At 76.7% G+C, this 12,413-nt stretch carries 12 protein-coding genes and 1 tRNA gene; 9 read left to right on the top strand and 4 right to left on the bottom strand.

Features of this window, described 5'->3' with window-relative positions; genetic code table 11:
• The first annotated feature begins 83 nt into the window (after positions 1–83).
• From ACI79E_RS10835 to ACI79E_RS10805, 7 genes are all read left to right on the top strand, one after another.
• Entirely contained in the window at positions 84–662 is a 579-nt protein-coding gene (locus ACI79E_RS10835) for a PAS domain-containing protein (RefSeq protein WP_456932541.1), read from the top strand.
• A gap of 1 nt (position 663) precedes the next feature.
• The gene (locus ACI79E_RS10830) at positions 664–1,629 is read left to right on the top strand and encodes a methyl-accepting chemotaxis protein (protein WP_456932540.1); all 966 of its coding nucleotides are present in this window, start codon (positions 664–666) and stop codon (positions 1,627–1,629) included.
• Positions 1,630–1,733: 104 nt separating this feature from the next.
• Entirely contained in the window at positions 1,734–4,400 is a 2,667-nt protein-coding gene (locus ACI79E_RS10825) for an ATP-binding protein (RefSeq protein ID WP_456932539.1), read from the top strand.
• A 132-nt stretch (positions 4,401–4,532) separates the two neighbouring features.
• A tRNA-Gly gene (locus ACI79E_RS10820) sits at positions 4,533–4,603 on the top strand.
• Positions 4,604–4,682: 79 nt separating this feature from the next.
• Positions 4,683–5,450 carry a putative protein N(5)-glutamine methyltransferase gene (locus ACI79E_RS10815; protein WP_456932538.1) on the top strand — a complete coding sequence of 256 codons (768 nt, stop codon included), beginning with the start codon at positions 4,683–4,685 and terminating at the stop codon, positions 5,448–5,450.
• A 130-nt stretch (positions 5,451–5,580) separates the two neighbouring features.
• Positions 5,581–6,156 carry a universal stress protein gene (locus tag ACI79E_RS10810; protein ID WP_456932537.1) on the top strand — a complete coding sequence of 192 codons (576 nt, stop codon included), beginning with the start codon at positions 5,581–5,583 and terminating at the stop codon, positions 6,154–6,156.
• A gap of 107 nt (positions 6,157–6,263) precedes the next feature.
• Positions 6,264–7,874, top strand: coding sequence for a GAF domain-containing protein (locus ACI79E_RS10805; protein WP_456932536.1), 1,611 nt, complete (start codon positions 6,264–6,266; stop codon positions 7,872–7,874).
• A gap of 10 nt (positions 7,875–7,884) precedes the next feature.
• On the opposite strand, the gene ACI79E_RS10800 is transcribed toward ACI79E_RS10805, so the two are convergent.
• From ACI79E_RS10800 to ACI79E_RS10785, 4 genes are all read right to left on the bottom strand, one after another.
• Positions 7,885–8,547 carry a response regulator gene (locus ACI79E_RS10800; RefSeq protein ID WP_456932535.1) on the bottom strand — a complete coding sequence of 221 codons (663 nt, stop codon included), beginning with the start codon at positions 8,545–8,547 and terminating at the stop codon, positions 7,885–7,887.
• A gap of 84 nt (positions 8,548–8,631) precedes the next feature.
• A complete protein-coding gene (locus ACI79E_RS10795) occupies positions 8,632–9,660 on the bottom strand; it encodes a type III polyketide synthase (protein WP_456932534.1) in 1,029 nt (342 codons plus the stop codon).
• A 145-nt stretch (positions 9,661–9,805) separates the two neighbouring features.
• Positions 9,806–10,507 (bottom strand): methyltransferase domain-containing protein, encoded by a 702-nt coding sequence (locus tag ACI79E_RS10790; protein WP_456932533.1) that lies wholly within the window; start codon positions 10,505–10,507, stop codon positions 9,806–9,808.
• Positions 10,504–10,854 carry a DUF3140 domain-containing protein gene (locus tag ACI79E_RS10785; RefSeq protein ID WP_456932532.1) on the bottom strand — a complete coding sequence of 117 codons (351 nt, stop codon included), beginning with the start codon at positions 10,852–10,854 and terminating at the stop codon, positions 10,504–10,506. Before ACI79E_RS10785 ends, ACI79E_RS10790 begins: the two co-directional genes overlap by 4 nt.
• A gap of 91 nt (positions 10,855–10,945) precedes the next feature.
• Between ACI79E_RS10785 and ACI79E_RS10780 the strand changes: the two genes are divergently transcribed.
• On the top strand, positions 10,946–11,422 hold the full coding sequence (locus ACI79E_RS10780; RefSeq protein WP_456932531.1) for a DUF6328 family protein: 477 nt from the start codon (positions 10,946–10,948) through the stop codon (positions 11,420–11,422).
• Between the two features lie 50 nt (positions 11,423–11,472).
• Positions 11,473–12,399 carry a ribokinase gene (locus tag ACI79E_RS10775; protein WP_456932530.1) on the top strand — a complete coding sequence of 309 codons (927 nt, stop codon included), beginning with the start codon at positions 11,473–11,475 and terminating at the stop codon, positions 12,397–12,399.
• Positions 12,400–12,413 lie beyond the last annotated feature (14 nt).

The following is a 12,413-nucleotide window of genomic DNA, read 5'->3' as shown; positions in this document are numbered from 1 at the left end:
CGGCCGGCGGTGGCGTCCCGGCTACACCCGGGGCCGCGGCTGCCGATGACACAGGGGTCACGCCGCGCCGCCCAGGAGGACCCGTGCTCGACACCCAGGCGGCACGTCCCGCACCCCGAGGCGCCGGCCGGGGCATCCGGCCCACCGGCGAGGAGCGCACGTTCCGCCCCGACGAGCTGATCGTCTCCAAGACCGACCAGCGGGGCGTGATCACCTACGCCAACGACGTGTTCCTACGGGTCAGCGGCTACGAGCTCGACGAGGTGGTGGGCCAGCCGCACAACCTCATCCGGCACCCGCGGATGCCGCGCGCGGTGTTCGCCCTGCTGTGGCAGACCCTCACCGAGGGCCGGGAGCTGTTCGCCTACATCGACAACCTCGCCTCCGACGGCGCCCACTACTGGGTCCTGGCCCACGTCACGCCGTCCTACGGCGCCGACGGCTCGGTGACGGGGTTCCACTCCAACCGACGCAGCCCCGCCGCCGGCGCGGTCCGCCGGGTGACGCCGCTGTACGAGCGGCTGCTCGCCGAGGAGCGCCGGCACCCCACGGCCAGGGCCGCGGTCGCGGCGTCGTCCCGGCTGCTGGACGAGCTCGTCGCGGAGCAGGCGTCGTCGTACGACGAGTTCATCTGGTCGGTCATCAACCGCGAGGAGCGCTGACGTGGGCGTCCGCACCCGGGGTGAGGGCGCCCGGCGCAGCGACGCGGCGGAGCTCGCCGCCTACCGCGAGTTCGTGCGGCAGCTGACCGCGACGTGCCAGGCCGCCGCCCGCGGCGACCTCGAGGCCCGCAGCCGCCCGACGCCCGGCATGGCGGACGTGCCGGAGCTGGTGGCGCTGCACCACAGCGCCAACCGCGTGCTGGACGTGTCCGACGCGTTCGTCCGGGAGTCCTCGGCCGCGCTGGCCGCGGCGGCGGAGGGCCGCTTCTCCCGCTCGCTGCTGCTCACCGGGCTGGCGGGGGCGTACCGCCAGGGCGCGACGGAGATCAACACCGCGCGGGAGGCCATGGAGCGGACCGCGGGCCGGGTCACCGAGGCCCAGACCGCCCGGCTGCGCCTGGCCGACGAGTTCGAGGCCGTCGTCCTGGCCATGTCGGAGCAGGTGGCGACGGCGTCGACGGAGATGAGCGCCTCGGCGTCCGGGCTGACCGCCGCGGCGTCGGCGGCGAGCGCGGAGACGGGTGCGGCCCAGGAGACGCTGAGCTCGCTCACCCGCTCCTCGGCGGAGATCCAGGACGTCATCGCGCTCATCGACGCCGTCGCGGCGCAGACCCGGCTGCTGGCGCTCAACGCCACCATCGAGGCCGCCCGCGCCGGCGAGGCCGGCAAGGGCTTCGCCGTGGTCGCCACGGAGGTCAAGGACCTCGCCGACCAGACCGCCCGGGCCACCGTGCGGGTCACGACCCAGGTCGAGCGGATCCGGGAGGCCTGCGAGGAGGTCGCCGCGGTCATGGACAAGGTGGGGACGACGGTCACCGAGATGAACGGCCTGGTGGACGGGATCGCCGCCGCGGTCGATGGCTCGGCCTCCATGGGCGCCGGGGCCACCGACACCACCGGGCTGTCCCAGATGGCCGAGCGGCTGCGCTCGGAGGCGACCGGGTTCCTCGTCGAGATGCGCCGCTGACCCCCGGGGTACCGTTCGGGCCTGTCACCCGGCCTCTGACCGGGCGACCCGCGCACGAGCGACCGCGCCGGCGCAGCAGTCGAGGACCGGAGCCGGAGGTGTGCGTGCGCGCCAGCACCGGTGACGAGCGGCCGCCCGTGGAGCAGGAGCTCTTCCGGGACGGCGGCGAGAACGGCCGGTTCATGGCCTCGCTGGACTGGTCGGCGACCCCGCTCGGGCCGGTCACCGACTGGCCGGCCAGCCTGCGGCACTCCGTGCGCACCGTGCTGGCCTCACGGTTCCCGATGATCCTGACCTGGGGGCCGCGGTACACCCAGATCTACAACGACGCCTACGCCGACCTCATCGGCGCGAAGCACCCCGGCGCGATCGGCGAGGACCTGCGGATCACCCTCGCGGAGGGCTGGCCCGCGCTGCAGGAGCCGGTCGAGCGCGCCATGACGACCCGCGAGCCGTCGTGGATCCCGGAGCTGCTGCTCCTGCTCGAGCGGGCCGGCTACCGCGAGGAGACCTACTTCACCGTCTCGCACGCCCCGGCCTACGGGGACGACGGCGAGGTCGCCGGCATGCACGCGGTGTGCACGGAGGTCACCCGCCAGGTCCTGGCCGAGCGCCGGCAACGGCTGCTGCGCGACGTGGCGTCGTCGGCGGGCCTGCTGGGCGACGAGCGCGACGCGGTGGCCGAGATGACCGCGGCGCTGGCCGGGCACCCCCTCGACGTCCCGTTCGCGGCCGTCTACCTCGCCGAGCCGGGCACCCCCGGGCTGCGGCGGGCGGCCGCCGTCGGCTGCGACCCGCAGCTGCTGCCCGCGGCCGTCCCCTCCGCCGCCGCGCTGCTGCCCAGCGAGGTCGGGCGGCTCAGGGTCGCCGGCGGGCCGTGGGGTGACCCGGTCGCCGCCGCCGTCGTCCTCCCGCTGGCCGGGCCGGGCGGCGACGAAGTGGGGGCCCTGGTGGTGGGCGTCAACCCGAACCGGGCCCTCGACGAGGAGTACCGCTCGTTCCACGAGCTGCTCGCCGGGCAGTTCGCCGGCGCCGTCCTGGACGCCCGCGCCTACGCCGCGGAGCGGTCCCGCGCCGAGGCCCTGGCCGAGCTGGACCAGGCGAAGACGGCGTTCTTCGCCAACGTCAGCCACGAGCTGCGCACGCCGCTGACGCTGTTGCTGGCGCCGATCAGCGACGCCCTGGCCGGCACCGGGCTGCAGCCGTCCGTCCGCGACCAGCTGACCCTCGCGCTGCGCAACGGCCAGCGCCTGCAGGGCCTGGTCAACGACCTCCTGGACTTCGTCAGCATCGAGGCCGGCCGCACCGCCGCCGTCCGGGTGGAGACCGACCTGGCCGCCCTCACCGCGGAGCTGGCCGGGGTGCTGCGTGCGGCGGCGGAGCGGGCCGGGCTGCAGCTGGTCGTCGACTGCCCGCCGCTGGGACGGCCCGCGTACGTCGACCGGCGGATGTGGGAGAAGGTGGTCCTCAACCTCCTCGCCAACGCGGTGAAGTACACGTTCGTCGGCAGCATCGAGGTCACCCTGCGGGCCGACGGCGAGACCATCACCCTGCAGGTGTCCGACACCGGCGTGGGCATCCCGGCCGAGGAGCTCCCGCACCTGTTCGAGCGGTTCCACCGGGTCCCCGACTCCCCCGCCCGCAGCCGGGAGGGCACGGGGCTGGGGCTGGCGATGGTCCGCGAGCTGGCCGGCCTGCACGGCGGCAGCGTCACGGTGTCCAGTGAGCCCGGCGTCGGCAGCACCTTCACCGTGACCCTGCCGTTCGGCTCCCCGGACGCCGCCGCCGACGGCCCCGCCGCCCCCTCGACGGCCGCCCGCGGTGCGACCGTCGCCCCCTGGGACGACGACCTCGGCTGGACCGCGCCCGGGCGGAGCCCCGCCGCGGGCGCCGAGGTCCTGGTCGTGGACGACAACGCCGACATGCGCGCGTACCTCACCCGGCTGCTGTCCCCGTACTGGGAGGTCCGGACGGCGACCAACGGCCAGGAGGCGCTGGAGAGCGTGGCCGCGGCCCGCCCGGACGTCGTCCTGACCGACGTGATGATGCCGGGACTGGACGGGTTCGGCCTGCTCCGGGCCCTGCGCGCCGATCCCGCGACCCGGAGCGTCCCGGTGGTCGTGCTGACCGCACGCGCCGGCCAGGAGGCCGCCGTGGAGGGCTTCGACGCCGGGGTCGACGACTACCTGGCCAAGCCGTTCCAGTCGGCGGAACTGGTGGCCCGACTGCGGGCAGTGCTCGCCCGCGCCGGCGCGGCCCGCGGCGCCGTCCCCCCGCCGCCGCCGGGCGACGGCGGCCGGACCGTCCCGTCCGACGCTGCCGGCCCGCCCGTGCCGCGCCTGCCGATGACCGGTCCCCCGCCGGCCGGGACCGACCGCGGGGACGGCGCACCCGCAGTGCCGGGCCGGATCAGCGGCCGGTGGCGGTTCCCCGCGGCCGGCTCGTCCATCCCCGCCCTGCGCCGCCGGGTGCGCGCCCTGTTCGCCGAGGCCGGTCTCGACGAGGAGCGGGCCTACGACCTCGTGCTCGCCGCGTGCGAGGCGGCCACGAACGCCGTCGAGCACGCGCAGGACCCGACCGAGCCGTTCATCGACGTCGCGGCCGAGGTCGTCGGCGGGCGGGTGGAGATCTCCGTCCGCGACCACGGCCGGTGGCGGGAGCGGGTGCCGAGCATGGACCGCGGCCGTGGCTCGATGCTGATGAGCGCGGTCGGGGAGATCACCGCCACCCCGAGCCCGACCGGGACGACGGTGGTCATCCGCTCGGCGTGAGCTGCCCGGCCGGCCCGGGGATGGCCGCCTCCGGCTGCGTCCCCTGCTTCGCCGCCGTGTACCACCCGTGTAGGCTCCTGGGTGTCGCTTCCCGCGGCGGGGCTCCAGCCGTCGTCGCAGGTGGGCGACCCCGCGGGTGTAGTTCAATGGCAGAACATCAGCTTCCCAAGCTGACAGTGCGAGTTCGATTCTCGTCACCCGCTCTCCTCGCCCCTCACGGGGCTCGCCCGGCGGGCCGACACCCGCCCCGGCCGGGAGGTCCCCATCCCGCCTCCCGAGCTCGTGGCCCGGCTGCGGGCCGCCGGCTGCGTCTTCGCCGAGGACGAGGCCGCCGCGCTCGTCGCCGCGACGCCCGACCCCGCCGCCGTGGAGGCCCTGGTCGCACGGCGGGTGGCCGGCGAGCCGCTGGAGACCGTGCTCGGCTGGGCGGAGTTCTGCGGGCTGCGCATCGCCGTGGAGCCCGGCGTCTTCGTGCCGCGGCTGCGGACCGGCCTGCTGGTCGACCGGGCGGCCGCCGTCCTGCGGGGCGTCCCCCACCCGGTCGTGGTCGACCTGTGCTGCGGCACCGGCGCCGTGGGCGCGGCCGTGGCGGCCGCGGCGGGCCCGGTCGAGCTGCACGCCGCCGACGTCGACCCGGTGGCGGTCCGCTGCGCCGGGCGCAACCTCGCGCCCGTCGGCGGCAGGGTGCACCAGGGCGACCTCTACGACGCGCTGCCCCCCGACCTGCTCGGCCGGGTGGACCTGCTCGCGGTCAACGCCCCCTACGTGCCGACGGCGGCGATCGCGCTCATGCCCCCCGAGGCGCGCGACCACGAGCCCCGCACGGCGCTGGACGGCGGTGCGGACGGCGTCGACCTGCAGCGCCGGGTGGCCGCGGGCGCGCGTCGGTGGCTGGCGCCGCGCGGCGTGCTGCTGCTGGAGACCAGCCGGGCGCAGGCGCCGCTCACCGCGGCCGCCGTCACTGCCGGCGGCCTGACCGCCGAGGTGGTGCACGACGGGGAGCGGGACGCCACCGTGGTCAGCGGCAGGCGCGTCCCCGCATCGCTGTAGTCGCTGGATGACTCTGCGCAGTGGCACGCACGGGTGTGAACCGGAACGGTGTCGTCACTCCCCCACCTGGGCGGACACCGGGCCCTTGGGCCCTGCCGCGGAGCGGGGACGGGCGGACACGATGCCCCGCATGGCCGACGAGCACCGGTTCAGCAGCGAGCCGGACACGGGGGCCGGTGCGGTCACCCGGCGGTCGGACGACGGCGCCGTGCGCGCACTGGGGGACGACGAGATGCCGGATGGCGCCGTGCCGGAGGAGACCCACGACCCGAGGCCCCCGGTCGAGCCCACGCGGCTGTCCCCGCTGCTGCCGCGGCGGCAGAACCCGTGGCTGGTCGTCGACGTGGACGGCTCGGCCGGCAGCTACGGCGCGCTGGTGTGGGCACTGCGGGAGGCTGCCCGGCGGGAGGCCACGGTGGTGGCCGTCAGCGTCCTGGACGACACCGACCCCGACCCGCTGGCCGGCCTGGGCCGCCGTGACCCCTCGCCCGCCCTCGAGCGCCTGGAGGCCGTGGTGCTGCGGGCGATCGCCGAGACCGGGGTGGCCGGGCGCACCCGCACCGCGGTGCTCGAGCGGCCGGTGTTCGAGGCCCTCACCAGCGCGGCCCGCGGTGCCGACCTCGTCGTCGTCGGCGCCCACGGCAAGACCCTGCTGCGCCCGGCGGTCCCCCGGCCGCACCCCCGGCGCCTGGCCCGCGGAGCGTGACCGGAGGCCGCCATCCCCGCACCGGTGCTCCCCATCCCGAGGTCCTCGTCGGCCGGGCCGTGACCCCGCCCGCCCCTGGGGACCCTGACGACCGGGGTCCCGTCCCGGTGCTCGCCGCCGGCGTGCGCGCGGCCGCGCAGAGCGACCACGTCGAGTCGACCCTGCGCGGGGTCGTCAGCGCGGCCGTCGAGCAGGTGCAGGCCACCTACGGCGCCGTCGGCGTCCTCGACCGCACGGGCACCGGCTTCGAGCGGTTCGTCGTGGTCGGCATGGACGCCGCGGACCGCGAGCGGATCGGCCGCCTCCCCGCCGGGGAGGGCGTGCTGGGCGTGATGATCGGCGCCCCGGGGCCGCTGCGGCTCGACGACCTCACCACCCACCCGGAGGCGGTCGGCTTCCCGCCGGGTCACCCGCCGATGCACAGCTTCATGGGCCTGCCGATCCGCGTGGCGGGGCGGGTGTTCGCGATCCTCTACCTGACCGAGAAGCGCCCCGGCGGCCCCTTCACCGACGCCGACGAACGGGTGGCCCAGGCGCTGGCCGCGACGGCGGGCCTGGCCATCGAGAACGCCCTCCGGGTGGAGCGGGCCGAGCACCGGCGGGCGTGGGCGCAGGCCGGCAGCGGCATCGCCACCGCGCTGCTCTCCGGCGCCGACCCCGACACCGTGCTGCACGCCATCGCCGAGCGGGTCGCCGCCCTGGCCGACGCGGACGTCGCCGGGGTCCTCGCCCCGAGCGCCGACGACGAGGACGCCCTCGTCGTCGTCTCCGCCTACGGCCTGGCCAGCGGGGACTTCGAGGGCGTGCGGCTGCCCCTGGCCGACACCCAGCTGGGCGCCGCCCACCGGTCCGGGGTCCCCCGTCTCATCGCCGACGTGAGCGTGGCGGCCCCCGGTGGCCGGCGCGCGCCGGTGCTCGGGGAGATGGCTCTCGGCTTCGGCCCCACCCTGTTCATCCCGCTGGGTGGTCGCCCGCCCCTGGGCACCGTGGTCGCGATGCGGCGCAAGGGTGGTGCGCCCTTCGAGCCCGACACCCTGGACCTGGCCTCGGCCTTCGCCGCCCAGGCCGCCGTCGCCCTGCAGCTGGCCCGCAGCCAGCTGCGGGAGCGCCGGCTGCAGATGGAGGCCGACCGCGACCGGATCGCCCGTGACCTGCACGACCACGTCGTCCAGCGGATCTTCGCCACCGGTCTGGCCCTGGACCGGATCAGCCGGTCCCTGCAGGTCGAGCACCCCGAGGCGGCCGCCCGGCTGGCCGAGCGCGTCGACGAGCTGGACGGGACGATCGCCCGCATCCGCTCGGCGATCTTCGAGCTGCACCAGCCGGAGGACGACTCCCCGGACGCGGTCCGCAGCCGCCTGGCCGACGTCGTCCGGTCGATCACCGGCGGGCAGGGGATCCGGCCCGACGTCCGGCTCCGCGACCTGGACGAGCTGCCCGCGAGCCTGGTGCCCGACGTCGTCGCCGTCGTCCGTGAGCTGGTGACCAACGTGGTCCGGCACGCTCGGGCCAGCCGGGTCACGGTGCTGGTCACCGTCACGTCGGACGTGCGCGTCGTGGTCACCGACGACGGCGTCGGCCTGCCGGAGGTGACCGTCCGCAGCGGCCTGACCAACCTCGCCGACCGTGCCGAGCGGCACGGCGGCCGGCTGACCACGTCGACCGGCCCGTCGGGGACGGAGATCCGCTGGACGGTCCCGCTGCCCGCCCAGCCCTGACCCGGGCCGCTCAGCTCCCCGCAGCCGGGCGGTCGCGCAGTTCCGTGGCGAGGATGGCGGCCTGGGTGCGGCGCTCCAGGCCCAGCTTGGCCAGCAGGTGGCTGGTGTAGTTCTTCACCGTCTTCTCCGCCAGGCCCATCCGCTCGCCGATCTGCCGGTTGGTCAGGCCCTCCCCGATCAGCCGCAGCACCGTGCGCTCCTGCTCGGTCAGCACCGCCAGCCGGCGGTCGCGCTCGACCGGCCGGCTGCGGGCGGCCACCGCCACCGCCGGGTCCTGGTCGAACAGCGTGCCGCCGGCGGCGACGGTCCGCACCGCGGACACCAGCGCCGATCCGCGCACCTGCTTGAGCAGGTAACCGGCCGCTCCGGCGGCCACCGCGGCGGCGACCGCGTCGTCGTCGGAGTAGCTGGTGAGCACCAGGCAGCGCTGGTCCGGGACGCGCTCGCGCAGCAGGCGGCACACCTCCGCCCCGTCGCCGTCGGGCAACCGCATGTCCACCACGGTGACGTCCGGCCGCACCGCGGGCACCCGGGCGAGGGCCTCGGCGACCGATCCCGCCTCGCCCACCACGCGGATCGCCGGGTCCTCCTCGAGCAGTTCGGCCACGCCCCGCCGGACGACCTCGTGGTCGTCGACGAGGAAGACTCGCACCTCGGTGGGTTCCTCCCCCATGCAGTCGCCCCCTCCGGGATGTGATGCAGCGCACAGAGCCTAGGAGGCGGCGACGGTCGGCGTCACGCCGGACGCCGGCCCCGGTCAGGCGGGCAGCAGCAGGGCGGCGTAGAGGGTCAGGCCGGGGCCGAACGCCATGGCGACGACCGGGCCGTCGACGTCCGCCAGCTCGTCGAGCACGAGGAGGACGGTGGCCGACGAGCAGTTGCCGTGCTCGGCCAGCACCCGCCGGGAGGCGGCGAGCTGGGCCTCGGCCAGCCCGAGCTCGTCACGGACGACGTCGAGGATCCGCGGCCCCCCGGGGTGCACGGCCCAGCCCGCGACGTCCTCGGGTCGCAGCCCGGCGCCGGTGAGCAGTTCCTCGACGACGTCCCCGACGTGCCGGGCCAGCACGTCGGGCACCCGCGGCGACAGCCCCATGCGGAAGCCGAGGTCGGTGACGTCCCAGGTCATGTGGTCGGCGGTGGAGGCGTCGGTGCGCGCCACGACGCCGGCCAGGCGGCGCCCGCGCCGGGCACCGGGCTCGAGGACGACCGCGGCCGCGGCGTCGGAGAACAGCGCGTGCGCGACGACCTGCTCGAGGTCGGCCTGGGCCGGCTGCACGTGCAGGCTGGTGAGCTCGCAGCACAGCAGCACCGCCGGGCGTGACCGGGCGGTCACGAAGTCCGCGACGGCCGCGAGCCCGGGGATCGCCGCGTAGCAGCCCATGTGGCCGACCAGCAGCCGCTGCAGGCCCGGGGGCATGCCCAGGTCGCCGGCCAGCCGGATGTCCAGGCCCGGCGTGGCGTAGCCGGTGCAGGTGGCGACCGCGAACAGCCCGACGTCGCCCGGCGGCAGGCCGGCGGCGTCCAGGGCGCCGGCCACCGCCTGCTTGCCCAGTGGGAGCGCCTCCTGGACGTAGCGCTGCATCCGGGCGCCGGTGCCCCAGCTGCTGAGGTCCTCGTCCAGCGGGCTGGCCACCGCGTGCCGGCGGCGCACGCCCGAGGAGCGGAAGATGCGCCGGGCCGCGCGCAGCCCGGCGTAGTGCTCGGCGAAGAAGCCGTCCCAGACGGCGTCCTGGTCGATCGTGGCGGGGAGCGCGGCGCCGGCGCCGGTGACGACGGCGGCGCTCACCGGGCCACCTGGCCGACGCCGGCGGGCCGCGGCGGGGAGGCAGCCACACGGGTGGGCGAGGACTCGGCTGCGGGTGCCGCTCCGCGGGCGCACGGGCTCGGCGTCATGGCGGAAACGGTACGGCTGAGCAGGGCGTCCCGCCGCATCAGCGCTTGCGTCCGTACCCGGCGAAGACCACCGCGGTGGAGCGGATGGGCTTCATCCGGACCGACCGGCGCCGGCCCAGCCGCCAGCCGATCGCCTCCCGCATCGACGGGCGCAGCCCGACCAGCCGCAGCTCCAGCCCGAGCTCGTCGGCCGCGGCCAGCAGCCGGCGGCGGTCGACGAACAGCGCCGGGTCGTGCAGGCCCGGCGGTGGGCCGCCGGGCAGCCGCTCGGCGACGGTCACCATGAGGAACCGCCCCAGCCGGGTCGCCGCCAGGGCGTCGATCACCAGGGTGCCGCCGGGCCGCAGCAGCCGGGCGCACTCGGCCAGCACGCCGACGTCGTCCTCGACGTGCTCGAGGATCTCCCCGGCGACGACGACGTCGGCGCAGCCGTCCCCGAGCGGGACGGCGTGCACCGAGCCCTGCACCGCCAGGACGCCGTGCCCCCGCGCCAGCTCCAGCCCGCGCCACCCGAGGTCCACCCCCACGTGCCGGTAGCCCAGCCGGGCCGCGTGCGGCGCCATGAGCCCGCCACCGCACGCCAGGTCGACCAGGACCGCGCCCGGCGCCGCGGCCGGCGGGATGTGCTCGGCGCGCGAGGCGGCCAGCCAGTGCAGCGCGGCGAACCCACCGGAGACGTCCCACCACTGGTCGGCGAGCTCGTCGTACTGGCGGGGGTCGTTGCGGGGCAGACCGCTCATGCGGGCATCCAACGGCCCTTGAGCGGGTCGTGTCCCCAGTTCATGAGCGAGTACCGCCACCGGGAGGTCGCGACGTCCTCCTTCGCCGGCTCCTGCGCGAGGTGCCGCTGCACGTAGCCGTGGACCTTGCGCATGTGGGCGATGTCGTCGTCGGTCAGGTCGGCTGCCTTCGTCCGCAGCAGCGCGACGATCCGGCGTCCGGATGCGTGGCCGGTGGACTCGCCGTCGCCGTCCTTCTGCCCGACCGCCTGCGACTCGTCGGTGTCGAGCCACTCCTCGAGCTCCGCGGGGGTCATGTTCACCGCCTCGCCGAACTCACGCCGGACGGTGTCGCGGTCCTCGGCCATGTGCCTGCCTCCGGGTGTCGGGTGCGTCCCCGCGCGGTACCGCGACGCCGTGACGGGGAAACGGACGGCCGGGACGCGGGAGCGGACGGACGTGGCCGGTGCCGCCCAGCTGCGGGGTCAGACGCCGGAGCAGGTGCTCGACCGCAACCTCGCCGAGCTGCTCCAGGAGCTGCGGGTCGCGATCACCGGCGTGCAGGTGCTCTTCGCGTTCCTGCTGACCCTGCCGTTCACGGTCCGCTTCGAGGAGCAGGGACCGTTCGGCACCACGGTCTACACGGTCACCCTGCTCAGCACGGCGACCGCGATCCTCGTGCTCATCGCACCGGTGTCGTTCCACCGCACGCTGTTCCGTCGACGGCGCAAGGCCGAGCTGGTCGCCTTCGCCGACCGCGCGCTGCTCATCGGCCTGGGGCTGCTCTTCCTCGGCATCACCAGCGCCGTCCTGCTGGTGCTGGACGTGGTGCTGGGCCGCTGGCCGGCCGTCGTCGGGTGCGGGTTCGTGGTGGGCGTCGGCGCGGTGGCCTGGTACGCGCTGCCGTTGCGCCACCGCCGGACGGCCGCGCGGTGAGCGGGGTCTGGTAGAGCTGACCTCCCCGCCCGTCCTCCGGAGGTGCCCGCGTGTCGGTGACCGTCGTCGGCAGCCTCAACGAGGACGTCCTCGTGCGGGTCGGGCGCCTGCCCGGGCGGGGCGAGACCGTCGTCGGCTCGGGCACCACGCTGGCGCCCGGGGGCAAGGGCGCCAACCAGGCCGCGGCCGCGGGCCGGCTGGGCACCGGCGTGGTCATGGTGGGCCGGGTCGGCACCGACCCCGCCGGGGACCGGCAGCTGGCGGCGCTCACCGGGGACGGGGTCGACGTCGGGCACGTGCGACGGACGCCGGAGACGCCCACCGGCACCGCGACGATCCCGGTCGAGGAGGGCAGCGGGGAGAACCTCATCGTCGTCGTCCCGGGGGCCAACGCCGAGCTGCGCGCCGACGACGTCGACGTCGACCCGGTGCGCCGGGCGCGGGTGGTCCTGCTCCAGCTGGAGGTGCCGCTGGCCACCGTGACCGCTGCCGCGACCCTCGCCGGCGGCACCGTCGTCCTCACCCCCGCCCCGCCCCGGCCGCTCCCGGCGGAGCTGCTCGCGCGCGTCGACGTGCTCGTGCCGAACGAGCACGAGCTGGTCGCGCTGGCCGGCGCGGCACCGGGCGACCGCGACCCTGCTGAGCTGGCCGTCCTGGCCCGCACCCTGGGGGCGGGCACGGTCGTGGTCACCCTGGGCGCGCGCGGGGCGCTGCTGGTGCCCGCCGACGGGCCCGCGCTGCTGCAGGCCCCACCGCCGGTCCGGCCGGTCGACACCACCGGCGCCGGGGACTGCTTCTGCGGCGCGATGGGCGTCGCGCTGGCCGGCGGCGCGACCCCGGCCGAGGCGGTCGCCGCCGCGGTCACCGCCGCTGCGCTGTCCACGACCGGCCCCGGCGCCCGGTCCGCGCTGCCCGACGCCGCGGCCGTCGCCCGGCTGCGCCCCGAGCTGCCGCCGGCGGCGCCGTTGCGGGGTTGAGCTGCCGGTTCCCC

Source organism: Geodermatophilus sp. SYSU D00079 (assembly GCF_054050635.1).
The sequence above is the reverse complement of the archived record's forward strand: the minus strand, read 5'-3'. Positions and strand labels throughout refer to the sequence as shown.